We start from the raw sequence: 25,225 nt of genomic DNA, 5'->3' as shown, positions 1-25,225 counted from the left end.
TCCTTTGACCAAGCATTATTTTTGCGATGTAGTTGTTTTTTTCATCTTTAGGCTTTCACAAGGGCATTCATCTCTTGTACAGCGCGTTCTAAACCCACCAAAACTGCTCGTGCGATGATGGCAAAGCCAATAGAGACCTCCTGTACATGGGGAACTTGTTGACGGAAGAAGTACCAATTGTGGTAGTCTAAGCCATGTCCGGCATGAACCTTTAGTCCCAGTTCATGTGCGAGGCGGGCGCCCTGTCCTAATTTCTGGGCTTGTGTGATCTGGGTCTGTGGGGTTCGTGCATTCGCAAAGTCTCCGGTGTGTAATTCAATGCAGGTGGCCCCCACTTCTGCTGCTGCGGCAATTTGCACCGGATCAGGATCAAGGAATAGGCTCACTTCGATGCCTGCATCTTGAAGTTTCTGGGTGGCGGCCAAGATCGCTTTCTGGTTTCCTACCACATCTAAGCCGCCTTCGGTGGTTACTTCCTCGCGCTTTTCTGGCACCAAGGTAGCAAGGTGTGGCTTAACGCTACAGCAGATGTCCACGATTTCGGACGCCAGCGATAGTTCAAAATCCAATTTACCCCGAACGGTTTCTTTTAACAAAAACACATCCCGCTCTCGAATATGACGACGGTCTTCACGAAGGTGGAACACAATGCCGTCGGCCCCAGCGAGTTCGCACAAAACAGCCGCATGAACAGGGTCGGGGAACGTTTCCCGACGCGCATTTCTCAGGGTAGCAATGTGGTCAATATTAATCAGAAGATTGGTCATGTATCAAAATACTAAATATTTTAGAAAAACGGCCATAACTTACGAATGAAATACCGAATGCCCCAAATTACACAACAACAAATCAAATAGAAGCCTTGTATTTTGACTGAAGGGCCATTATTTTGACGCTCCAGCCTTTTCGACGTTTGCCCCGTGTGGGCAGTATTTTGCTACTTGGCCTTATAGAGCATGGAATCCCGAAACATCATTGGTATAGAACTTTCTGGCGACACCCTTCGGTACGCCGAGGTACAACGACAAGCCCAGTCTTGGCAATTGGTTCGATTGGGGAGTTGCGGCTTTGATTTTAACGTCGCAGAAGCACTTTTAGGACACGAAAGCCGCCCCGAAGCGTTGGAGACCTTACGTCTTGCGCTAAACAATGTCTTTGGCGAGGGCTATACCGCCGAAGTTCGCTTGGCTTTGCACCCCAATCAGGGGTATTCTTTTTATGTACCCGTCTCTTCCGGATTAGATGAAGCCGCACGTGCACGGGTGTTTTTGCAGGAAGCCCGGACCATTGTCGGAACCGAGACGCCCAAATTACACTTTTGGCCACAGCCGCTTTATGTAGAGGAATTTGAAAACGGGGAGACGGTGACGTGGTATCACATTAGTGTTGTGTTCAAAGAAGTATATAACCGATTTGCCGCTTGTCTTCAGGATTTTAATCGGGCGCGCTACCAATTCGTCAGTTTAGAAACATCGGTGGCAAAAGTGATCAGCGAGCGCATGGCCAGCGAGGCCGAACAGGGGCGGCAACGGCTCCCATTCATTTTGGCATTGGGTTGCTACGAAAGCCATACCGAGTTTCTTCTTTGCAGGTCCTCAAATTTGCATTTTAGTACCTTTGCCGAGCGCATCAAGCCAGAAGAAAGTACCCGTCATAGCCTGCAAATGATGGAGCGACTCCACTTCCTGCCTACCATGGTCGGAAGCATCTTTATCTATGGGAATCCGGTGGACGTTACGGCCTTTGCCAGCCTGACGTATGCCTTTGGTGTTACCCCCAAGTTGCTTAATCCCATGACATTACTAGGAGATATGGCCGATCGTCTGTTAGACACCAGTACGAGCCTGAGTCCGTTTGTGCCTTGTCTTGGTGCGGCACTTCTTTCTTGATTTACCTATTGGAAAGCTTTACATCTTCGTATTAAATTGTAAACCACCGAATTTCTTTTGTGGTGTCGTTTTCTTGTATTCTTTCCCTGTCTCACCCCACTTATTCCATGAAAAATTTTAACATATTTCGCTACGTAGCGCTTCTGACGCTGGTATTATTGCCTTTGGGTTGTAAACAAAAAGGTGTTGAACGTGGACGTGACCCTTGGGTGTTCCGCTCTGTATTGGATTTACAACCGCGTATGGTGACCATTGCCCTTCACAAAGACCTGTGGGCAGCCTATGATGCCGAAAATGGTTCTTTTTTCCGGCTCTGGAAAGAAGGGGTAAACTTTGATGGTCCTGTTTATACCCAAAATCATGGCCCACAGCCCACCAGTATTGGCCCTGCCTATTTTATCAGCGAAAACCGAACCCCGTGGCTATTAAAATCGGGCAGCCAAGACACGAAGCCAAAGGTGCAATACAAAGGCCACCGCTTTCAGAACGGGCAAGTAACCCTGCGTTATGAATTGACAGGTGCGGATGGAAAGGTGATGACAGTCAGAGAGACTCCAGAATATATAGAAAAAGATGGCAAAATTGGATTTGAACGGATATGGGAGACCGAAAATGTTCCGAATGGAACTTCGGTGGCGTTAGCCCTCCACCTGAACTCCTTGGCTGAGGCTAAAAGTTACGAAACGGACGGCAATTTTGACGTGCTGCCCAATACCGAGAAAATGACCAATGCTGTATCGGGCACGCTCTACCTCAAAGCTAATGCCAAAACCAAACTCACGGCTTGGTTGGCAGCGGCCCCCAAGGTATATGCTGCTGCGCCCAAGGACTCATCCGGCGTGAAGCACCCCGCAGTGGTTCTTATGGAAAAAACCGATTGCTATACGTGCCACAACGAAAGTGTCCAAACAGTTGGGCCTGCCTTTCGGGCCATTGCCGAGAAATACAAATACACCAATACCAGTATCAATACATTGGTGGGTAAAGTGATCAAGGGAGGTGCAGGTGTATGGGGAGAGGCTGCAATGACGCCGCATCCCAATTTGCCTGTAGCCGATGTGAAGGCCATGATTGAATACATATTGTCGTTGGATGGTGAAGAATTGCACGAGGATCCTTTAGACAAAGGTCCCACATTCTCCCTAATGAAATCCGTACCTAATCCGAAAAATGAAGGATTGGCTGTTAATATCTACCGTTTTGCTTCTTTGGAAGATTATCCCACTTTGACAGACCAAGATGCACCGGTTTATGCGGGTGTAGTACCGAGTGTACATGCCACCACGCCAGAAGATTTTGGAGACCTCGACGAGAATTTTTATGCCGAATTTACTGGCTTTATTCAAATCCCTGAATCCAAAAATTATGTCTTCCGAACGATTAGTGATGATGGCTCTGAATTGTACATTGATGGAAAAAAAGTGGTGGATAATGGCGGGCTACATGGACCCGATCCAAAGGACGGGGAGGTACAACTGAAACAAGGCCGCTATCCTATTCGCTTGCGGTTTTTTCAGGGCGGCGGCGGAAAGGCAGTCTCTTTGCAATGGATTCGTCACGGGGAAGAGGCGTTTTCGGTAATTCCATCTTCTTTACTCAGCTATGATCCCAAAGACCTGAAAAAGACCAAGCCATATGTCGCGCCAGAACCTATAATTATCGGAAGACCAGGAGATGCCGCGCCCCTATTGGACGTACATCCGGGCTTCACCCTCGAAACCATCCGACCTAAGGACTTTAAACCAATGGTGGGAGGTCTGGATGTTGCACCCGATGGAACGGTCTATGTCAGTACATGGGACGAGATTGGCGGGGTCTATAAACTTGAAAATGTGAACAATGGTAATCCAGAAAAGATTAAAGTGACGCTTATTGCCTCTGGCTTGGCTGAACCATTGGGCCTTAAGATCGTAAATGGTGAAATATATGTTCTTCAAAAACATGAACTTACAAAATTAGTTGATCATGATAAAGATGGCCTCACCGATGAATATCTGACGGTGAGCAACCAATGGCGGGTATCACCCAATTTCCACGAATTCGCTTTTGGACTTACCTATAAGGATGGATTCTTTTACGCCACCCTTGCAACGGCCATATTGCCTGGAGGCGCCAGTGCAGACCCACAAATCCCAGATCGCGGGAAAGTCGCCAAAATCAACCTTCAAAATGGTTCGGTAGTATTTATTGCATCGGGCCTTAGAACCCCCAATGGCATCGGATTTGGGGTGGATGGAGAAATGTTTGTCGCAGATAACCAAGGGGATTGGTTGCCTTCCTCCAAGATTTTGCATGTGAAACAAGGGGCTTTTTATGGTTCGAGGTCGGTAGATTTTGCAGGAACAGCCAATACGCCCGTGATGCAGCCCGTGGTTTGGTTGCCGCAAGACGAGATCGGGAATTCGCCAAGCCAACCCTTGCCGTTAGAAACTGGCCCATACAAAGGACAGATGATGCACGGCGAAGTTACACATGGTGGCTTAAAACGGGTCTTTGCGGAAAAAATAGAAGGTGAATACCAAGGAGTGGTGTTCCGGTTTATCCAAGGATTGGAGGCCGGGGTAAACCGATCGGTACTGGGCGCGGATGGCAAATACTATGTGGGTGGCATCGGGAATCCGGGAAACTGGGGGCAAACGGGTAAACTATGGTATGGCCTCCAACGCCTCTCATACAATGGTAAATCGGCCTTTGAAATGCTGGCCGTCCGGGCAAAAAGCAATGGGATGGAGGTCGAGTTTACAGAACCTCTGGGTATAAACGATGGATTTGATCCGTCTGAATACCTCGTTCAGCAATGGTGGTACAAACCCACGATTGAATATGGAGGGCCTAAAATGGATTTACAGACCATGAAGGTCAGCCGAGTGGCGGTTTCCGAAGACCGTAAAAAGGTGTTTCTCGAAATTCCTGGCCTTAAACCACAACACGTGGTGTATATCCGGTTGATGCAGCCTTGGGTGAGTCAAAAAGGAAACAGTTTGTGGAGTACCGAAGCTTGGTACACCCTAAACCGTATTCCCCAAAATGCACCAGGGTTCACCGCCTCGGCCATTGGGGAAATTCGTCAACCCAATACCCTTACTTCGGCGGAAAAAACGGCTGGATGGCAGTTGTTGTTCGATGGCAAAACGACCAATGGCTGGAGAACTTATGGCAAACAAGGCATTGGATCTGCATGGAAAGCCCTAAACGGTACCCTCGCGTTGGGCGGGGAAAAGTTCGAGTGGCAAACGCAAGATGGGGGCGATATTGTGACAAACGAAGTATATGAAAACTTTGAACTGAACCTTGAGTGGAAAATCTCGGAAGGAGGAAACTCTGGGATCATGTACTTGGTGGTGGAAGAGGCCAAATACAAATATCCTTGGCTAACAGGCCCAGAAATGCAAATTCTCGATATCGCCAAGCATCCAGATGGCCGCATACCTAAACACCGTGCCGGAGACCTTTATGACCTGATCGGAAGCCCGTTCTATCCCACAAAACCAGTTGGTGAATGGAATTTTGTTCGGATTGTCTTGAATAAAGGAAAGTTAGAACATTGGCTAAATGGGATAAAAGTGGTCTCGACAACCCTTTGGACCCCCGAATGGACCGCCCTCGTTAAAGGCTCTAAGTTCATTGAAATGCCAGACTTTGCCAAATCACGGAAGGGCCGTATTGCCTTACAAGATCATGGGGACCCCGTATGGTTCCGCAATATCAAAATTCGGAAGTTGTAATCCTGCAAAATAACTCCTGAAAGGGCCAACTGTGGTTGTTGGCCCTTTCGTTTGAAATCATGCCTTATGCTCCGATTGCTTCTTTTATGGTTTCCTGTAATGGCCCTTTCACAATCCTTGCCGCAAAAGCTACATGCCGTACTTGATGCACACTTTACCCCTCATGAACCAGGTGTTGCCCTTTTGGTGATGGATGCTGGAAAGGTGATTTTCAGTAAAGGATATGGGACGGCGTACACGGGAAAACCAATGGCCATTACCCCTAAAACGGCATTTCGGATGGCTTCGGTCTCCAAACAGTTTACTGCAATAGCTGTTTTATTATTGGAAAAACAAGGAAGTCTGCGCTTATCCGATCGCTTGAGTCACTATTTTCCGGAACTTCCCGCTTGGAGCGAACAGGTGACGATCCGTCACATGATTACCCATACCTCTGGAATGATAGATGGAGAAAGCCTCTTAGCCGATGAGACAGGACGTGTTTTATGGGAAAATCCGCAGGTATATAAACTGCTTGGTGCAGACTATCAACGCCTCCGACAAATTGAAGACCGAGATCACCTGCGGCTTCTACAAGTCGTAGATTCCACATACTTTGCGCCCGGATCACAATTCAGGTACAGCAATTCTGCCTATTGTTTGCTCACACTCATTGTGGAAAAAACGGCTAAGATGCCTTTTTCGGCATTTTTAATGGAGAAGGTATTTAAACCATTGGAGATGAAGGGTGCGATGGCATTTCAACCGCCTGTTCGCATTCCGAATCGGGCCTTTGGATATGTCAGGAGAGGGCCGGAGAAGTGGCACTTTAACGACCAAAGCCAAACCAGTGCCACCCTAGGTGATGGTGGTGTCTATCTTTCTTTAAACGATTATGCCCGTTGGTATAGCGCTTTGTTAAACAACACCCCGATCCCCCTTAAAAAGGTGCACGAAACGTTGTTCTCGGTGGCTGGTCCACAACACCGCTATGGGGCAGGATGGTTTTTCGACGCAGACATGTGGTTTCATTCCGGCTCTACCTGCGGATTTTCAACTTTTGTGATTGCCATGCCTGCTTCGGGAAAATTGGTGGCATGGTTTAGTAACCGTGCCGACGACCACGCCGCTTTCCGGAAAATACAGACTTTGCTCGTGAAGGAAGGCTTCTTGAAAGAAGATGTCTGGCATTGGCATGAACAAACCCAATAAGGGTTCAACGTAACGAAAAACCGCAAGACCAAAAAGCCATGCGGTACGATCGTTCTGATGTCTTTACAGGAACGGTTAGGCAGTTTGCTCGATGCCCAATGAACGGTAAACGTCCATCATTTTGGCTTTTGGCCCTTCGCCCATCGGAACAAGCGGTAGGCGCATGAGCGGATTCATGAGGCCCATTTCACCTAGTAGGGTCTTAATGGGGATGGGGTTAGACTCGTAGAAACAAGCCCGCATGATGTCTAATAACTCGTAGTGTGTGGCTTTGGCGGCCGTAAAATCTCCACCAAGACACAGCCGTACAAAATCTGTAAAAGGCTGCACAACGGCATTGGCCAGCACCGAAATCACCCCATCGCCGCCCAATGCCGTAATCGGCAATACCAACTCGTCATCACCCGCATAGACAGCGAATCCTTCAGGGCGGTTACGGATAATATCCGATATCTGGGCAAGGTCTGCCGACGCTTCTTTTACCGCTACAACAGTCGGAACCTGCTCGGCAATGGCCAACATGGTCTCTGCTTTGATGTTTGATCCGGTACGTCCTGGTACGTTATATGCGATGATGGGGCAATCAGTGGCATCAGCAACAGCAGCGAAATGGGCCATATAGCCGTTGTGCGTGGGTTTGTTATAATAAGGGCCTACGATAAGAAGGGCGTCAGCGCCAGCAGCAGCGGCCTCACGGGAGTAGCGGATACAGTCTGAGGTGTCGTTGGTTCCCGTTCCAATGATAACGGGGATGCGTTGGTTGGTATGTTCGATCGCCGTTTCTACAATTTGGCGTCGTTCTTCACCCGTTATGGTAGGGTTCTCTCCGGTAGTTCCAAGGAGCACAAGGGCTTCCACGCCACCGGAAATCACAAAGTCAATATGGTTGCGCAATGCGCCCAGATCCAATTGGTTATTAGCCGAAAAAGGCGTTACCATTGCAGGCGCTGTTCCTCTGAAGATCATGTTTTTGGATGGTTAGATGTTGTTGTGATTTGTTTGTGTGGCATAGATGAGTGCCTTGTTGTAGTTGCGCTTTTGTTTGCGCGGGTTGGGTTTGGTCATCATAATGCAACAAATTTAAGGTTATGGTTTTGCTTGAAGGCATGAAAGTCATGACGTATTAGCATCATTTACAATACGAATCCGATCATTAATTTCCAAACAAGACCTTCTTGCAAATCATATTTCATAAAGGGTGTTTCTCCGTTTTTTGTCTGGAATCCCGCGAAATTCTCTTGACCCGTCCCATAGATTTTTTTGACCAAGGTTGGGAATGCTAAAAAAAATAGCTCCTTCGGTACATACAAAAGCGGAGGGGCTTGTTTTGCAGACACAAGATTAGTATCTTTATTTCGTTTGAAAGTTTTCAAACATAAAGAATGTTTCTTTTTGCCAAGGTTACCTTTTGCCATAAGTTCATGTTTGCTTTTACAGACAGGATCTCTCTTGGCGAAAGAAAACCCTATTTTGAAATGTTCCTGCCACAAAAGTATCCCCAACTGCTATTATCCTAACAATTAACCAACAAAAACAACGTATGCAACAGAGACTCGCAGACAAGGTGGCCATCATCACGGGTGGCAGTCAAGGGATTGGCCGGGCAACGGCCGAACGTTTTGTGCAGGAAGGCGCACGTGTGGTTGTGGCCGATGTAAACGTAGAAAAAGGAGAAGCGTTTGTTGCCGAACTAAAGGAGCAGGGCTATCAGGCCGCGTTTATTAAAGTTGATGTGACGAAAAAAACCGAAACCGACGCGATGGCGGCATTCGCCCACAAAACCTTTGGGCAGGTGGATATTTTGGTAAACAATGCCGGCATTACTAAAGACAGCACCCTCGTCAAAATGACGGAGGAAGCATTTGATCGGGTAATTGCCGTAAACCTGAAAGGCGTGTTCAATAGCACACAATCTACCGTCCCTTATATGATTGAGGGCGGTTATGGCCGTGTACTGAACGCCGCTTCGGTGGTGGCACTTTATGGGAATTTTGGCCAAACCAATTATGTGGCTACGAAAGCTGGTGTAATTGGCATGACCAAAACTTGGGCCAGGGAACTGGGTCGCCGAGGGATCACAGTTAATGCGGTTGCGCCAGGATTTATTGCGACCGACATGGTCAGCACCATTCCAGACAAGGTGTTAGACATGTTTCGCGAAAAAACACCCGTTCTGCGGCTGGGCGAAGCCTTAGATATTGCCAATGCCTATCTGTTTCTCGCCAGCGAAGAGGCTTCTTTTATTACTGGTGTCACCTTGAGTGTGGATGGCGGGCTTACCCTCTAACAAGACCAAGGCCCTCTAACAAGACCAAGGCATCAAACACAAGGGGTTTGGGAGGAAGGCCCTTGTGTTACACCTCATAATCTACGCAGGTACGTCCGGAGACCAAGCTCTTTATACGTGGGATACCTGCTTGATGTGCTGGATGGCTTTGATACGCTTCCAGACCAGCTCGGTCTTCAAATTCAGAAAACAGCGCCACATCCCAATTTGTCTCTGGTGTTTCGGGCAGATTAATCCCCACTTCAAGGTGACGAATGGAAGGAATCTGGCCTATAAGTCCCTCGAGTAGGTCTTTAATCTCTTGGGCGTGAACTGCTTTTTCTGGATCATTGGCAGGCAATGACCATAGGACGATGTGTCTGATCATCTTGGTTTTTGTTTAAGAAACAGGAGAAATTGTTTTCTGAAAGCGCCAAAAAACGTGCGAAATCTCGGCACCAGCGTGTTGTGCATAAAAAGTATAGGGTCCTACCCAAGGGATGACACTAAATGTATGGCCATCAGCCTTCTGATCCCGCAAACAACGTCTGAGCAAAACCGCCCCAATCCCCAATTTGCGCTCAGTGGGGTCTGTACCCATTGGCCCAAACCACGGGAGGCCGACATGTGTCCCATCATATGCAGCAAATCCGAGGAGTTGTCCATTCCGTAGGCCAAGGTGTATGGCCACAGGGTTTTTGCGAAACGAAGCGGCCACCTCAAACTGCCATGCGCTAAAATATTGGGCCAAAAAAGCCATTAGCGGTTCAAAATCTTGCAAGTTGGCACGACGTACTTCCAGACCGCGTGATAATAAACGTGCTTCTGCTTCGCTGGTATCCCAATCATCGGCCAAAAGATTGCAGTGCATGTGGTAGCCTTCATTAAATTTTTCGTAACCGTTTTTTTGAAAAAAGGCGATGGTGGACGTGTAACGCGGGTCTATGCCGGGGATGAAGTAGGCAGGCGGGGCCTCGCCCACCCGAATGGTATGTGCGCCCAAATCGGAAAGTGCCGTTTCCATACGAAGTAAGAGCATCTTTCCCACGTTTTGCTTGCGATAGGTCTTAGAAACCAGCATCATCTTAATGTACCCAATACCGCTCGAACGCACAACACCCATCGCAAAAGCAACTGGTTGGGTTCCCGCAAACACGGCTAATGCGTGCTGCGGTACAAAATCTGGGTCTTGGTAAACAAATTCCTGCCAAAGATCCGGCGTAAGCGGGTCATAATCTGCCGAGGCATTCCACATTTCTAATAGTGCAGCGTTTTCTTGAATTGTCGCTGTTATGGGTCGAATGGCTAAGTTCCGATTGGTTTGCATTGTCGTGGAGGTCTAATAAGCAGTACTTTGCGGATAAAGTACAAAAAAAACACCCCATGTGGTTGCGCGGGCAGTGTAACATTAGGAAAGACCACAAAATAACTTGACCAACAATCCATGTAAAATGTACACTGTAAACGATAATTTTTCGGATTTTTTTTCCAAGAACGTTTTGCATCCACATCGGTTCGTCCATCAATATGATAGGAGATGGCTTGACGACGCTCTCGATCCAATGCAACCCAAATCCAACGCTGATTTCCCTTATTTTGAACAAAACTCTATGCTTCATCGCACTCACAATCATATAGTTGAACTAAAATACGCTCACTTGCAGGTTCTTGAACCACATTTAAATCTTCTGGAATGTTGGTATATACTTCTTGCAGATAGCCCATAAGCTACGACAAACTTCTCTTCATGGCTCGGCAGATACCGCGAAGTGAAATTCGTTCACCAAGTAATCCTCTTACAATTTGTTTTTCTTGGTCGGATACTGACTTTTTTGTTGGATTTAAGATACATTGTCTTGCACAACAATTGCATTTATGGTTCTGTTTTTGATTGTGTGTTTGTCCATTTTTCTTTACTTTATGGCTATGGCAATCGGGGCAATCCAGAATCGTGTTCATATTAAGAAGGCGTTTAGGTTAGCGTAAAAACCTTTTTAGTTTACATTAATTTGACTATGTTTATTTGTCTATTTTGGTTGACTTGTATAGCCTTGCCAAGGAAATGTGCTACCGGAAGAAGGACTGAGTGCCATACAGCCTAGTAGCAGGTGCGATCGTACATTCCGACCAAGGCAGCCTGTACGACAGTGCAACGTTCAGAAAGCACTTAGCAAAGCGGGGCTACTGGCAGAACATGTCACGCAAGCTATGATAACGCCTTCGCAGAGTCCTTTTCCAGTAGGCTCAAGGGCGAACTTTTGCAGGACGAGATTTTTGATACCTTTGAGGATGCCTACACGGAAATGTTCAATTACATCGCCTGCTCCTACAACCCGAAAAGGAGACATTCGGCACTGGGGTATCTTGGCCCGGACAAGTTTGAGGAACGCTACTTTTCTAACTTAACGCTGTGTCCATGAAAATGGGACCATGTCATTTTAGGCATAGAGCCATAATGGACAAACAAAAAGCACAGCCGCCAAACAGTCTATGAAAAACATAAGCCTTGTATTGCTTCTTACTCTGATGGGTGGATGTAGCACATTCAATTCTCAAAAAGGTGATGAGTTTAACCTAAAACAACAGGAATCTACCACGTTACCTGGTTCCGATATACAACTCCGTTTTGAACGGGTGGTTTCTGATTCCAGATGTATGCCCGGTATGCAATGTTTCTGGGAAGGGGTGGCCGAAGTGGAGCTAAGCCTGTGGTCCAACAGACAATCGCAGCGGGTTTCGCTCTTTTCCACCGATACAGGAACGACCTTCCATAAATCAGTGGTGGTGCAGGGCTACCGAATTTCTTTTCAAAAATTAATGCCCGAATTTGAAGCCAATACCACGCCTATTGCTCTGTTGACCTTGCGTGTAGAACTTGTTGAGTAGCTACATTTGATGTATTTTCGGTACATACAGGCCTCTGCGAGGTCAGAATCGTTCATAAAAATCAAGCTACATGTTTAATCTTTTTGGAAAAAAGGACTTTCCGCAGTGGAATACGGCTCCGGAGATGGAAATTGATACGGAAAAAACGTACATCGCTACCATCGAAACCTCTAAGGGTAATATCGAATTGGAACTTTATCCGGCTTATGCCCCCAAAACCGTGAATAATTTTGTCTTTCTGGCAAGACAAGGGTTTTATAATGGGACAGTTTTTCATCGCGTGATTCCAGACTTTATGGTACAGGGCGGTGATCCCACGGGTACTGGCCGTGGGGGGCCGGGCTATCGTTTTGAGGATGAATTTGCCGGAAACCCCTTGGTGCATGAACCGGGTGTTATTTCAATGGCAAATGCAGGCCCACGGACAAACGGGAGTCAGTTTTTCATTACGCATATCCAAACCCCTTGGCTGAATGGAAAACACACGGTCTTTGGAAAAGTAACTGAGGGGAAAGTGGAAGTGGTGGATGAAATTGAGCAAGGAGACCAAATTGTTGCCGTAACGATTCGGGAGCAAGCATGATCTTGCGCTTCGGGTGAACGATGATCCGGACTTTTTTAAAAGAGGCATCTCCTTTTGGTGGGGGTAGCCTCTTTTTTTATTGTAGCCTAAAGTGGATGGTTGGGGTTTCTAAACAACCGTTTAAGAAAAAGAAGCACTTCTTGGATTCATAGAGGTGCTCGAAAAGGTCGTTTTTTGCACCCAGACAACAAAAAGACAGCTTGTCGAGAAAAACAAACTGTCTGGTGAAAAAATCGAAAGAAGCACGGGTTCAATAACCCAAGGCAAGGCTCTGCCCACGAGGATCTGCCCCACCCCAATAAACCCGTTTTATGGCCTTGGCCTGATTGGTGTTTAGGCCACTAGGATCGGTTTTGGTAGAAACGGTTTCGTGGGAGATCAGGATACAATCTGCCATCCCACTGGTTCCGGCGCGTTGCGAGAGTTTCCATCCTTTGGTTTCCAAGTTCCGCGCAACATCCAAGGGAAAGGCCCATTTTTCGTGAAACAGCACTTCGGGTAGCCATTGATGGTGAATGCGTGGTACCGAAACGGCCTCCGCGATGTTCATGCCATGATCAATGACATTGGTAATAACTTGATACACCGTCGTAATAATGGTAGAGCCACCCGGTGAGCCTGCCACCATAAATAATCGGCCTTGAGGATCGTCCACAATGGTGGGGGTCATGGAAGACAACATGCGTTTATGAGGCTGGATGGCATTGGCTTCCCCACCGATCACGCCAAACATGTTCGGCGTACCTGGTTTAGCGGAAAAATCGTCCATTTCATTGTTCAGAAAAAAGCCTGCGCCATCCACCACAACAAAGTTCCCGAAAGCCCCATTGATGGTTGTGGTGACGGCTACTGCATTTCCGTCTTTGTCCACTATTGAATAGTGGGTGGTCTCTGTGGACTCTACGGCCAGCGGGTTTCCGTGTTTGATGGTTTCGCTCGGTGTTGTTTTTTGGGGATTAAAAGACTTCATCCGTTCGGCAGCATAGCGTTTTTGTATCATTTGGTCTTGTGGAACCGAGAAGAAATCGGGGTCCCCCAGCCATTCGGCCCTATCAGCATACACCCGCCGCATGGCTTCGGCCTCCAAATGGATGAGTTCGCTCGAACGGAAGCCCATCTCTTTGAGGTTATAAGGCTCTACGGCATTCAACAATTGCATCAGTGCAATCCCTCCGGAAGAAGGGGGCGGCATAGAGAAAATTTTGTACCCGCGATAGGTTCCGGTGACCACGGAACGTTCTTTGGATTGATAGGCGGCCAAATCTTTATGGGTAATAAGCCCACCGCCACGCTTCATTTCAGCGACAATCAAATCAGCTGTTGGGCCTTTATAAAACCCGTCATGGCCCTTTAGTTGGATGCGGCGGAGAGTGGCAGCAAGGTCTTTTTGGATGAATAATTCCCCAGCCAAATAGGTTTTGTCTGGACTGCCTTTCGTGAAATACTTAGCGGTTGACTTGAATTCGGTGAAATCTTTATAAAAGTGATTAAACATATCGGCGTCTTGATCAGTGAGCCGCCAGCCAAGCGAAGCCAGCCGAATTGCAGGAGCCATTACCAACGAAAGTGGGAGTTTCCCTTTGGCTGCATGGGCTTTCAGCATACCCGCTACGGCTCCAGGTACGCCATTGGCCAAATATCCTTTTGTACTGCGGGTAGAAACAAAATTTCCCTTTTCATCCAAGAACATGTCGCGGGTGGCTGCTTCGGGTGCTTTCTCGCGATAATCAAAAGAAGTGGCTTTTCCGTCTTGGTCTCGGATGAGCATAAAGCCTCCACCACCAATGTTTCCAGCCACCGGATACACTACTGCAAGGGCAAATCCTGTTGCAACGGCTGCATCCACGGCATTGCCGCCCTTTTTGAGGATTTCAAGTCCGGCTTTTGTTGCTTCGGGATGTGCGGATACCACCATACCTTTCTCGCCACGAACGGGATCGGGGACGGCATACAGGGCTTGCTCGGTTGGTTTAAAAAGGGTGCCGCCGGAAACAAATAACAGGCTTAATAACAAGGGCAATACATAAAAGGCAGGGAAGCGTCTCATAGAAAGGGGATTTTGTTTTGGAAGGAATCGGAATCTACAATCGAAAAGGACAAAACGCAAAATAGAAGAGGGGTTTAACGTGTGCTAAACCCCTCTTTTTCAACCATAGATTCCGCTTAGAGTGAGTAGCTCAGGCGGGTATAAACATAGCGACCCATAAAGCCAAAGGGCGAAAATGCGCTATAGGGTAGAATTCCGTTGTTGCTGTCCACCTTCCAAACTTTGTCTGGATAAACATCCAAAATATTGTTGGAGCCAATGGAAAGTTGCGCACCACGACGGAATTTGTAGTTCACTTCGGCATCAAACAAGGTTTTTGCAGAGAAGACCTGGTCGCGGGGATTAAATCCGGTGGTACTGTCTGGGGCATCAGCAGCCAGCGAAGTTACTTCACCGTATCGGATGGCACGTAAGGTAATGCCGATGTTGTTGATGTCGTATTGCAAGGTGAGGGTTTCTTTGTCGGTAGGTTGCGCGCCTTCAAAATCATTCAAGCGCTGACGACCGATCAAGGCCGTAAAGCCTAATGCCTCGAGGCCAGGGGTTGCAGGGATGTAGCGAAGGAACGAGTTTTTCTTATCTGCTGCGGCATTCGTAATCTCGGTTTTATTGAGGTTTAGCGCTACCGAGGCTCGGAGTTTCCCTGGGCCTACTTGGGTTGCATAACGGGCCGTCAGATCCAAGCCTTGTGTGCGGGTATCTATGGCATTGGTGAAGAAGCGTCCACCGTTTGCATTGATGCCTTTGGTAGCCAAGAAATTCTGTACAGTCGTTCCAGTAAAGTTTTCGGTAAAGGTGATCCGGTCTTTGATTTCAATCTGATAAGCATCAATCGTAGCCGCAAAATTACCAGCATTAAATGTAATCCCTGCACTCAGGTTAAAAGAGGTTTCTGGTTTTAACGCGGTAGCGCCCAAGGCTTTGGCAACAGGAGAATCAACCGTAAACGTACCCACTTCAAACGGTACACCATTGATGAAGTTGGTGGAGATGGTGGTGAAGTATTGCTGTTGCAAGGATGGCGCACGGAATCCAGTGCTGATGGCGCCACGCAAGCCAAGGCTTTCGGTGAGGTCAATTTTGGTGGCAAATTTCCCCGAGAAGTTAGAACCAAAATCGCTGTAGTTTTCAAAACGACCAGCAAGACTCAAGAGAATATTGTTCGTTATGTTGTTCTCCAAGTCTGCATAAGCGCCGAAACTGGTCCGTTTGGCATCCGAAAGGCTGTTGGGCGCAAAACCGGGGAAGCATTGGCAACCCACGGCTGCTGCAGCACCTTTATTGGGACCATCCAATACTTTTTGTCCGCCATCTTTGTACGAAACCTCTTCTCCTTGAAGGATTTTATAGTTTTCCCAACGGAATTCGCCGCCCAGTGCCACCGAAAGTGGGGATGCCATTCCGACGTCGAGTTGACGGAAGAGGTCTAAGTTGGTTGTGGCTTGGCCAAAAGACAATGCACCCGAGTCAATTTTGGTAGGAGATGTGGCGCCATAGGTCACATTGGCCACATCTTTCATATTGAAGCGCAAGGTATTGGAACCATATTTTTCGCTCAGGTCATAGCTCCAATCGCCGAGCGTACCTTTAAATCCACCGGTAAGGGTATAGTCGGTTACAAGACCATTGATCTTCGGCAAGAAACCATCGGGATAAAGGCTACGGATCGTGCGGTTATCGCTGGCCGGACGGAAGAAACAGCCTGTAAGCCCTTCTCGGTTGCTATACCCACCAAAGGCATAAAGGTTGGCGCCACTATCGCCTAAAGGGATATTACCATTGAAGAACAGGCTAAGACCAGTTTGTTCTCCATTACCATACCAGAAGTTGTTACGATCGAAGGTGGCTTCACGAGGATCATCGGTTCCTGCGGTTTGGCTGGTGTTAAGCGTGCCATCGGCATTGATCCCAAAGTAGTTGCGGCGTGGGTCTAATCCGGCGCGGCTTGCATGGGCTTTATCCACAAAGTTAGCAGCGAGGTAGAGGGAGCCGTTTTCGCCCAAGCCCAAGCCATATCCAAGGTTTAGGTCGATAGACTGCCCATCAAGGCGAGAAATGGTTTCTTGTGGTGAGCCGCCCAGTCGCTTGGTCCCTGCTTCGTTGGCGCCGTCCCAGTTATAGGTTCCGGCGGCATCCAAGACATTTCCACTGGCATCTTTTGCTAAGCTACCATCCAAGGCTAAGCGGTTTCCTTCGCTTTCGGTATAGCCTCTTAATTCGTTAGAAACGTATTGTCCAGCATTCACCCGTACATCTAACCCTTTTTTCTGCTTGAGAACCAAATTGATGACCCCAGCAATGGCATCGGAACCATATTGGGCAGCAGCACCGTCTCGCAGGACTTCTACGCGCTCAATGATTCCGGAGGGAATAGCGTTCATGTCTATACCTGTAGAGCCACGTCCGACAGAACCATTCACGTTCACAAGTGCGCTGGTATGTTGGCGTTTACCATTGATAAGCACCAACATTTGGTCGGGAGCCAAACCACGCAACGTGGCCACTTTGATGTGGTCGGTTCCATCCGTGATCGAGGATTGCGGCGCATTATAGGAAGGAACCATCGCTTGAAGCACCTGCATGGTCTCGGTTGCGCCCGTGGACTGAAGCTCGCGCGGGGTGATGACGTCAATCGGTACCGGAGAATCTGTCACAACGCGGTCTTCACGACGGGTGCCTAGTACCACCACTTCATCGCTACCGATAAGGTCTTCCTGAAGGGCGACATCCAATACATTCCGCCCAGGTCTGATGGTGGTGGTTACAACTTGGGTTTTATAACCCACAAAACTGGCCCGGATTTGATACGAACCTGCGGCGATAGACAAGCGATAATTTCCATCTGTGCCTGAGACTGCACCGATCTGTTTGCCAACGACGAGCAGGGTAACACCGGGAAGGGGCTGCCCCGATCCCGCATCGGTTACCTTACCAGTAAGGGTGGTTTGCGCCCAGGCAAACGGGGTTAATAAAAAGAGGGCTAAAAATACAGCAGGGATACTCCTTCGGAGGGCGCTGGTTTTAAAGGGAATCATACGGCTTGGGTTTTGGGTTTGGAGTGAAGGTTTATTAGGTGGGATCAATAAATATACTACTTAATTTAGGAAAGGAAAACTATATTGATATAACAGTTTGGCATATATCATAAAAAAACTCCGGCGGAAAGGCCGGAGTTTTCAATAACGAGAGCATTTAAAAACTTAGAGGTTGAAATTACTTCTAAAGTCTTCGATCTCTGCTTTTTCGCGCAGTTGTTCCATCCAACGGGTTTTTACTTGCTGAAGACCTTGTTGGCGGAGCGTTTGTACAATTTCGGCCTTTTCATCTGGTTTCATGGTAGAAGCATTGAAGTTGCCTTTGCTCGTTAACTTCACCACATAAACACCGTTTTCACCAACAATAATACCGCTCGATTGTCCCGGCTTCAGGGCGCTCAGGGCGCCTACAAACTTCGCTTCGCGGCCCAATGTCTGGATCAGCGCATTGTTGTACGTAAGATCGGTTGCGGTATTAACATTGGTTTTGAGTGCTTGTGCAAGACCATTGCCAAAACCATTTTTGGTCATCGCTGTCCGGAATCGCTCTTCGAGGATATTTTTTTTCTTTTCGTTTCGAGCGCGTGGTTCCAATACGGTCTTTAACTCTTCGACGGATTTGTATCCTTCTGGTTTGCTTTCAAGCAACTGAACCACCACCATTTTGTCGTCTAACTCCACCACATCACTGATCTGGTTCGGTTTGGCCTTGGCCAAAAAGTTCATGATGGCGCGGCTTGGACCCAAAAGGGGAATGGTGTTGGCGCCTTCTTCCACCGAGGTGTTTTGCACCTGAAGTTTTTGTTTTTTGGCCTCGGTACGGAAGTCATTGGCCTCGGTTGCAAAATATTGAAAATCCTCCATGCTCTTGCGGATCCGATCTACGGCTTCTGCACCTACATCAATTGGGCGCATAAAGTTGGCCACTTGTATCTTAGAAGAGGTAGTAGCCGTCCGTGTAGCAACCTTAATGATATGGTAGCCAAATTGGGTTTTGACAGGCCCTACTAATTGGTTTAACGGAGCGGTTTCTACGGCCTTTCTAAACTCAGGCACGTAATTGGCGGTAGGGGCTTCGCCCAAGTCTCCCCCATTCTGTCCTGAACCGGGGTCTTTGGAATTGGCTTTTGCAAGGGTGGCAAAGTCACCTCCTGCTTGTAATTGTGTCATCAATTCCTTCGCCTTTGCTTCTTGCTCAACAAGGATATGGCTCGCACGGGCTGTATAAGCCGGATCAGACTTTACACCCAGAATCTTGACCAAGTGAAATGCCCCTGCATCGGCAACGGGCCCCACAACGGTACCAACGGTTGGGTTCGCAAAAAGCATATTGGCCAAAACGGGGCCAAATTGGCTTTTATCGCGATAGGTAGAGTCTAAGGGCGCCATTGAGTTGTTTTGCGTAAAGAAACTACGATAGTCTTTTGCATTGGCGAAGGACTCGCGCAGGGTACCAAGTTCATTCCGCACGCGGGCACTATCGGCAGAGGTAGCCGTAGTTTGCTTACTGGCAAAGAGGAACGAATAGGACTTCTTGCGCTTAAACTCTTCTTTGTTTTCGTTATAGTACGACCGGAGTTCGGCATCGCTTATCGTAACCGATTTGTCCTGAATGTCGGCATATCGTAGCGCTATGTATTCTGCGGAATAGGTCTGATTACGCCTTAGATACTCGTCCACCACGTCGGCATCGGAAATCCGAACGGTTGCTTCGAGGAGTTTATCCAGCTTCTCTTGCGCACGTTTCTCGCGGAGATAGTCTTGGATTTGCAATACCTGCGGACGACGTTCGGCGTTTTCCCAGAAATTTTTCAACGCAGTACGGTTAATACCACCTTTGCCATCGCTGAAAGACTGGAGGATGATGGGATCGGGACTGGCCCCAAAAACCATGTCAATCACCTCTTGATCCGTCACCTGAATGCCCAGTTTTTTCATTTCACGTTCGCGCAATTTGCGCTCAATCAGGGCATTAAACACGAGATCACTATATTGATCTCGCATCGCCTGCGTAACTTCTTGGCCGTTTTGTTGGGCCTGCTGGATGTAGTTGTTGAGCAAATTCTGAAATTGCTCCCGTTCGATAGGTTCACCGTCAACGGTTGCAACGTTCAGGGCATTGCTCCGGCCAATGACATCCATCGCACCAGAGTCTGTGAATACCCAGATTCCACCAAAAGCAATGACCAATATCCAAAGAATGGCTGCGGTGCTTTCCCGCATTTTGTTCATGACACCCATAGAAAAACCTCAACTTAGCCTAAAATAAAGGGGGGTCTGTTTAGTTTGCAAAAACGCTAAAAAATCCGGCGTGTTAGGACTTCGCCGGATCGGTACAGTTTTAAAATATACAACAATCAAACCAAAAACACCAAGTAACAACCATGTTTCGCTCGAATATTTCCAAAATCTTGTTTTGAAAATCGTCTTGACTTAGGTGACAGGCCCTTCTGACGTAAATGAAGTATGAAGGTAACTATTTGATTTTAAAGCATCTCCGATAAGGCGAAAGGTCTGGTCAATTTCTGTTTGGCTATTCCAGACAAAGGGGGCCAAGCGCAGGAGGTTTCCTTTGCGGCTATCGGTGAAAATATGATGTGCTTTCAGATGGTGGCACATATAGTCTGCATGGGGCATTTCGAGTATCAACATGGGGCCCCGTTTTTCTGGCGTCACGGGTGACCGGAGCGTAATCGGGAGGGCTTGTATGTGGTCTATTGCGTGGGCCGTGAGAGCGAGGGTGTGGGCCCGAACACGGTCAATGCCTGCTTCCAGTAAGATTTTTAACCCTTCAACGGCATGATATAAGGGCGCGACAGCCGTGGTTCCGCCCAAAAAACGCCGTCTTACCTCCGGATGCCATGTGGGCTTGAGGTTAAAGGCAAAGGGTGCCGCATCTGCAAACCATCCTGCGGTGGTGGGCCGCAAGTCTAAGCCCGGACGTATATAAAGGTAGCCGTTTCCTGCTGAACCAGAGGCCTCTTTGAGTAACCCACCCACATAAACGTCGGCTTTGGTTTCTTGTACAGCCGTGGGTACCGATCCCGTGGCATGATAGCCATCTACCACCAATAAGCCACCAGCAAGGTGTACTTTTGCTGCTACGGAGGTCACAAAATCGTCTGTCAAGACTTCTCCGGAAGTGAATCCGACATGGCTTAAAAAAACCAGGGCGGTGTCTGTGTCAATGGCGTCTAAAATGGCCTTTCGGTTACAAAATCCGTAGACATCTGGCGGTACTATGTGCAGCCGGAGTCCATACAGTTGTTGCCATTGATGAACAGGGTACAACACGGAAGGGAAGGCATCGGCAGGTACAACCACTGTTTTTTTATGTAAAAACAATTGGCTGCACGACATCAGACCCGTGATGGCGGCGTGGACATTGGGAAGCAAAATACACGATCCGGCAGGCGCACCGAGCATGGGCGCAATAAAGGTATCCGCCAAGTATTCCGGCAAGTTCCACCAACCCACTTTTTCGTCGGAGTCGGGTTTCCAATGGTTTGGGATGTGGTTCCAAGCATCCACCCCTTGTTGTTGCCAATCTTCTGTAAAACGTTGCATCATCGCCGGAACGCTTCGAGGCATTAGGCCATGCGTAAAGGCGCGTAGTTCAATGGCTGGGTAGTCCGGTACTGCATAATGATGTTTGAGGGAAAGAAATGGGTTCATCTGTTGCGGTTCTGGTTTGTTATGGCGCAATTGGTCCACGAAAAGGAGCATGACTCGTATGGTAAAATAATCACAAAACACCTGTTTTGGGAGAAGATTAGCAACCCTTTCGCGTCCGCAGGACCGAATGTTTTGTTGGTAGCGAAGCTCAGTTCAATAAAGCTAACTTGGGACTCTGACAAAATTGTAATTCAGGGTGATTCCAAAGAATATAAAATTGACAGAGGAGAAGAACAGACCGAAGAACAGTGACAGAAGAAAAGAAGGGCAGCCGATAACAGTAGTTTGGCGTAATGGCGGGGGACGTGGTAAATTGAACAGTAGTTTTTCAAATCAACATTTGTGCTGGTTGACTGTTTTGTGCTCCGAATTGAAAATCAGCGAAGCTAAATCCGCCACTGCGCCAAGCCGCAAAACGTTTGATGTATGCTGCGCGTTTGTCAAAAGTAAAATCCATTTCTAAGCTGGCAGCATGAAATTTATCGTAGATGCCCAGCTTCCCTACAAATTGGCTTTGTTCATTCAAGAAAAAGGCTACGATTGTGTGCATACGGACAATTTACCCAATAAAGAACGTACCAAAGACCATGAAATATGTGCTCTATCTGTTCAAGAGTTGCGCATTGTAATTTCGAAAGATGGGCGAGCAGGCAAAAAAATACTATTTCCGAATCTGAAGGGTGGGGAATGTCAGATAAATACCAGCAACCCTAATAAACTGAAAAGACAAAATCTACGATAAGGAATCATAAAACCTCCTGTGGTTTGATGAAGATATGTTGTTTTGCGACCATAAAAACGGGGTGCAACCGCGACCACACCCCGTACACCTTAGGGGAGCAGTTCGATGGAAACAAGCTGATATTTTGCAATCCTGATTGAGTCGTAGCCCTTCCCGCAAGGAAGGTAGGATGGAGCGAGTTCACACAAGGGTCTTAAAGCCAAGCCAGCGGTTTCCCCGACGATCCTTGCATTGATTTTATATTTTTGTCCGATTCCTAAATTTGTGGTATCAAGCAACGCAGGTATTTCGGCAAAATTTGCATATACAAGTCGGTTACGATCTTCTTTTTGAAGTCGTTCGAACAACATATAGCGAATATGCATAGGCAATGGCCATTCTTCCGAACTTGATGGCTCTGGAAGTTGCATTAATACAACTTGTTCTCCAACCAGATTCTCCCATTGAATGTCTTCTTTATACGACTTATAGCCGTCAAAATCAAGGGTGTCACAACCAGCAAGCCACAATAGGCAAATACTAATCGCATAGTAATAATGTGTTTTCATTATTTAATAAACCAAATAATTACTAATTAAAGAAAATATACAATTTGGTATTTACGGTTTGAGCAACAGTTTGTGCTTGGTGATGAGTCGAAGGATACAATCCGTTGGGGTCATCCCGCCACGCCGTGATATAATACCCGTTGTTGCTATTTCCAATGAAGGCAGCAGTACGTCGACTCATTTCCCGCTACAAAAAAAATGGCGCAGCAAAGGCTACGGTCTTCTTAAACTTATGGTACTTCTTTAACCTCTGTTAAACTAAACATTGCCATGGGGAAATAATCCCACGACCGTTTTCTAGTAGTGCAAAAAATGTGATCGGGAACAATTGCTTTGCAATCTTGTGACCAAGCTACTTGATCAAATCTTGCACTTGCCTCATAGGTACTTCCTATCTTGTAACTTTTTTCAGGTATTACCTGTGTAACAAGCGCGTTATTAGCTGCGATTACACGATTTACGTCCTGAAGTAGGCTTTTTTCGGTATATTGCAACCGTTCAAAAAGCAGCGAAACAACCCCGTCATTAGGAACCACATCAATAACCCCTCTTAAAATCATCCTCTCTTGTACGATGTCCACTTTTTCTGGAGTGGCTACTTTGTAATACGTTTCGGAAAAGCCAGATGTAAAGAGATCACATCCGCTTATAACTGACAAAAACAGGAAAGTAATTATCACAAAAATTTTTGTTTTCATAAAACCTCCTATGGATTGATAAAGATATATTTCTCGCTTGCAACAAGACTGGCAATATCCATAGCTGAACTATGGGAAGTTGGATGCACAATTGTAGGACCAGGAGTAGGCGGATCATCATCCCGCCAAGCTGCGATATAATGCCCGTTGTTGCTGTTCTCAATGAAGGCTTTGGTATTACACTCATCTCTTACCCCAAAAAAACGGGGTGTAGTGGTAGCCACACCCCGCACATATTATGGGAGCGGCTCGATAGAGGTGATGTGGAAAAAACCAACGGGTGCAAGGTCATATTTTTCTAAACAGGGGCGATAGTTTTCGACCTTGCAAAAAATATACTGTGATGAATGTGTGGTTCGTATAAACTTTGCACTAACGCGGTATTTTTTACTATGTATCATCTTTTTAGGGTCATATTCTGCTGGAATTAAGAAAAAAGAAGCAAGTAAAATCCGGTTCACGTCGTCTTTCTGCACTCCTTCCGCAAAGCCCAGCCGTTCAAAAAGGTAAGAAGAGGTTTTTGAAGGTGTATCTAAGGTATCCCGCAAGACCAAGGTTTCCTCAACCAAGTTGCTTTCCAAAACTTTGCCTGGATATACCCTATCTCCGTAGAAGACAAAATCTCGAACGCTGTCGCAGCCACTAAGCCCTAAAAGGAGTGTGCAAAGGAGCAGTGTATGTTTAATCATGGCATACTTGGTTTAAGGGTTAATATAAATGTACTTGCTCCCATCTATACTATTTGCAACAAGATAGGCATCATCATAATTCGATGGGTGTGATTGTTCATTACCATCCCGCCACGCTGCGATATAATGCCCGTTGTTGCTGTTTTCAATGAAGGCAGCAGTACGTTGGCTCATTTCCGACCAGTCAAGCACATCTAATAACCAATGCCCTCGGAGTGCGTCGTATTGACTATCATAGCCTACATAGTTGTTGTGTAAGTCCATTGCACGGTGGCGCGGTTCATTTGGCCTTATGATTTCATACAATGTCCCTATATCGCGTGCCAGATTTTTTCCCAGCCACCTCCTCATTAAAACATTGACGTAAACATGTCGGAAGGCATCGCCTTCATCACCACCACCACTGTTTGGATATAAGCGTTTTTGCTCGTCGGTTGCATATTTTCTTGCCAAGAGTGTACGTGTAACCACAAGGAAGTGGGAAGCAAGCCTCAAGGCAGCAAACACAGCAAAAAGACGCTCTCGGCCTGGATCTGGATAACTGATATCCGCTGTACCATCTATTTCCATGACTTCCTCCAATGGTGTTGTAAACACCTCCCAAGTTTCCTCGTCATTCAACCAAGTGGTGGCCAGCGTCTTCTTTAGTTCCCGTATTTGCCCCTGATAGGCTTCTGCGGAGAACGTTTTCCCCAGATTGGTTTTTTGCTTTACCACAGCTTCCAAGGCCAACAAGTCGTTTCGTTCGGCTTCGGCGGGTTTGAGGAAGGCCAGTTCTTGTTCTATAGTCGTCACAAAGCCCGGAAAATCGGGTTCAGGCGCATCATCGGATTCAGTTTTAGAAAGCCCAGAGAGTGCCAATCGGAGCTTATAAGCGGATATACTTTCTTTTTGTTGGTTGTCAAATGCTTTAAGCATCCCCGTATATCCCTTTTTTTCTGGCTCCATCTCAAGCAGGCGATTTTCAATATATGCCATTGCTTTTTCTTCAAATTCCGCACCTTCTTTCAATGTGGGGTTCATGTTCACGAACTCGCGATGGGCAATATAGAAAGAAATAGGAGAATATTGCCGTATAACGAGATGTGGTTTTTCTTTTTCTTGCTGTGTTTCAGGTACTACCGAAGCTGAGTCGCAAGCGGGCAAAATAAACAAGATCATACAAACGAGAATCATACGACCATACTCGGATAAAGATCTTTTTCTGCCTAAACTACAGGGGGGGGAGATTTGTGCATAGGTATAAGTATT

General features: G+C 47.2%; 21 protein-coding genes and 1 pseudogene. 8 read left to right on the top strand and 14 right to left on the bottom strand.

Annotated features, from left to right (window positions below; translation table 11 throughout):
* Window positions 1–47: 47 nt before the first annotated feature.
* Window positions 48–767, bottom strand: a complete 720-nt coding sequence (locus JNN12_01640) for a pyridoxine 5'-phosphate synthase (protein MBL7977013.1) — start codon at window positions 765–767, stop codon at window positions 48–50.
* Between the two features lie 189 nt (window positions 768–956).
* Here JNN12_01640 and JNN12_01635 point away from each other — a divergent pair, with 189 nt between their 5' ends.
* The 3 genes from JNN12_01635 to JNN12_01625 all read left to right on the top strand — a co-directional run bounded on the left by JNN12_01635 (window position 957) and on the right by JNN12_01625 (window position 6,805).
* A complete protein-coding gene (locus tag JNN12_01635) occupies window positions 957–1,889 on the top strand; it encodes a hypothetical protein (protein MBL7977012.1) in 933 nt (310 codons plus the stop codon).
* A 107-nt stretch (window positions 1,890–1,996) separates the two neighbouring features.
* Window positions 1,997–5,614 (top strand): DUF1080 domain-containing protein, encoded by a 3,618-nt coding sequence (locus JNN12_01630; GenBank protein ID MBL7977011.1) that lies wholly within the window; start codon window positions 1,997–1,999, stop codon window positions 5,612–5,614.
* 66 nt (window positions 5,615–5,680) lie between these two features.
* Window positions 5,681–6,805, top strand: a complete 1,125-nt coding sequence (locus JNN12_01625; GenBank protein ID MBL7977010.1) for a beta-lactamase family protein — start codon at window positions 5,681–5,683, stop codon at window positions 6,803–6,805.
* Window positions 6,806–6,880: 75 nt separating this feature from the next.
* On the opposite strand, the gene JNN12_01620 is transcribed toward JNN12_01625, so the two are convergent.
* Both JNN12_01620 and JNN12_01615 read right to left on the bottom strand, forming a co-directional pair.
* Window positions 6,881–7,771 carry a 4-hydroxy-tetrahydrodipicolinate synthase gene (locus JNN12_01620; GenBank protein MBL7977009.1) on the bottom strand — a complete coding sequence of 297 codons (891 nt, stop codon included), beginning with the start codon at window positions 7,769–7,771 and terminating at the stop codon, window positions 6,881–6,883.
* A 167-nt stretch (window positions 7,772–7,938) separates the two neighbouring features.
* The gene (locus tag JNN12_01615; GenBank protein MBL7977008.1) at window positions 7,939–8,220 is read right to left on the bottom strand and encodes a hypothetical protein; all 282 of its coding nucleotides are present in this window, start codon (window positions 8,218–8,220) and stop codon (window positions 7,939–7,941) included.
* Window positions 8,221–8,345: 125 nt separating this feature from the next.
* Here JNN12_01615 and fabG point away from each other — a divergent pair, with 125 nt between their 5' ends.
* Window positions 8,346–9,092, top strand: coding sequence for a 3-oxoacyl-ACP reductase FabG (gene fabG / locus JNN12_01610; protein ID MBL7977007.1), 747 nt, complete (start codon window positions 8,346–8,348; stop codon window positions 9,090–9,092).
* Window positions 9,093–9,159: 67 nt separating this feature from the next.
* Here the strand turns inward: fabG and JNN12_01605 are convergent, their stop codons facing one another.
* Window positions 9,160–9,459: a Dabb family protein gene (locus JNN12_01605; protein ID MBL7977006.1), complete on the bottom strand. Its 300-nt coding sequence runs from the start codon at window positions 9,457–9,459 to the stop codon at window positions 9,160–9,162.
* Window positions 9,460–9,471: 12 nt separating this feature from the next.
* A complete protein-coding gene (locus tag JNN12_01600) occupies window positions 9,472–10,398 on the bottom strand; it encodes a GNAT family N-acetyltransferase (GenBank protein ID MBL7977005.1) in 927 nt (308 codons plus the stop codon).
* 871 nt (window positions 10,399–11,269) lie between these two features.
* Between JNN12_01600 and JNN12_01595 the strand changes: the two are divergent.
* The 3 genes and pseudogenes from JNN12_01595 (at window position 11,270) to JNN12_01585 (ending at window position 12,540) form a co-directional block, all read left to right on the top strand.
* Window positions 11,270–11,491: pseudogene (locus tag JNN12_01595) on the top strand (transposase).
* Between the two features lie 70 nt (window positions 11,492–11,561).
* Window positions 11,562–11,957, top strand: coding sequence for a hypothetical protein (locus tag JNN12_01590; GenBank protein ID MBL7977004.1), 396 nt, complete (start codon window positions 11,562–11,564; stop codon window positions 11,955–11,957).
* A gap of 124 nt (window positions 11,958–12,081) precedes the next feature.
* Window positions 12,082–12,540: a peptidylprolyl isomerase gene (locus JNN12_01585; GenBank protein MBL7977003.1), complete on the top strand. Its 459-nt coding sequence runs from the start codon at window positions 12,082–12,084 to the stop codon at window positions 12,538–12,540.
* Between the two features lie 250 nt (window positions 12,541–12,790).
* On the opposite strand, the gene ggt is transcribed toward JNN12_01585, so the two are convergent.
* The 5 genes from ggt to JNN12_01560 all read right to left on the bottom strand — a co-directional run bounded on the left by ggt (window position 12,791) and on the right by JNN12_01560 (window position 21,847).
* A complete protein-coding gene (ggt, locus tag JNN12_01580; protein ID MBL7977002.1) occupies window positions 12,791–14,587 on the bottom strand; it encodes a gamma-glutamyltransferase in 1,797 nt (598 codons plus the stop codon).
* A gap of 116 nt (window positions 14,588–14,703) precedes the next feature.
* Window positions 14,704–17,622: a TonB-dependent receptor gene (locus JNN12_01575; protein MBL7977001.1), complete on the bottom strand. Its 2,919-nt coding sequence runs from the start codon at window positions 17,620–17,622 to the stop codon at window positions 14,704–14,706.
* Between the two features lie 165 nt (window positions 17,623–17,787).
* Window positions 17,788–19,845, bottom strand: a complete 2,058-nt coding sequence (locus tag JNN12_01570; protein ID MBL7977000.1) for a peptidyl-prolyl cis-trans isomerase — start codon at window positions 19,843–19,845, stop codon at window positions 17,788–17,790.
* A 210-nt stretch (window positions 19,846–20,055) separates the two neighbouring features.
* A complete protein-coding gene (locus tag JNN12_01565; protein MBL7976999.1) occupies window positions 20,056–21,297 on the bottom strand; it encodes an aminotransferase class V-fold PLP-dependent enzyme in 1,242 nt (413 codons plus the stop codon).
* Between the two features lie 328 nt (window positions 21,298–21,625).
* Window positions 21,626–21,847: a hypothetical protein gene (locus JNN12_01560; protein ID MBL7976998.1), complete on the bottom strand. Its 222-nt coding sequence runs from the start codon at window positions 21,845–21,847 to the stop codon at window positions 21,626–21,628.
* On the opposite strand from JNN12_01560, the gene JNN12_01555 reads away from it, so the two are divergent.
* Entirely contained in the window at window positions 21,770–22,039 is a 270-nt protein-coding gene (locus JNN12_01555) for a DUF5615 family PIN-like protein (protein ID MBL7976997.1), read from the top strand. The two genes, JNN12_01560 and JNN12_01555, sit on opposite strands and share 78 nt — an antisense overlap.
* An 89-nt stretch (window positions 22,040–22,128) precedes the next feature.
* On the opposite strand, the gene JNN12_01550 is transcribed toward JNN12_01555, so the two are convergent.
* The 4 genes from JNN12_01550 to JNN12_01535 form a co-directional block, all read right to left on the bottom strand.
* Window positions 22,129–22,587 carry a hypothetical protein gene (locus JNN12_01550; GenBank protein MBL7976996.1) on the bottom strand — a complete coding sequence of 153 codons (459 nt, stop codon included), beginning with the start codon at window positions 22,585–22,587 and terminating at the stop codon, window positions 22,129–22,131.
* A 230-nt stretch (window positions 22,588–22,817) separates the two neighbouring features.
* Entirely contained in the window at window positions 22,818–23,285 is a 468-nt protein-coding gene (locus JNN12_01545; GenBank protein MBL7976995.1) for a hypothetical protein, read from the bottom strand.
* A 236-nt stretch (window positions 23,286–23,521) separates the two neighbouring features.
* On the bottom strand, window positions 23,522–23,974 hold the full coding sequence (locus JNN12_01540) for a hypothetical protein (GenBank protein MBL7976994.1): 453 nt from the start codon (window positions 23,972–23,974) through the stop codon (window positions 23,522–23,524).
* Window positions 23,975–23,986: 12 nt separating this feature from the next.
* Entirely contained in the window at window positions 23,987–25,135 is a 1,149-nt protein-coding gene (locus JNN12_01535) for a hypothetical protein (protein ID MBL7976993.1), read from the bottom strand.
* Between the last annotated feature and the right edge of the window lie 90 nt (window positions 25,136–25,225).

The sequence above is a fragment of the Bacteroidetes Order II. bacterium genome (genome assembly GCA_016788705.1).
In the GTDB taxonomy this organism is placed as follows: Bacteria; Bacteroidota; Rhodothermia; order Rhodothermales; family UBA2364; genus UBA2364.
Note: the sequence above shows the minus strand (reverse complement) of the source record. Positions and strands in the feature narration are given on the sequence as shown.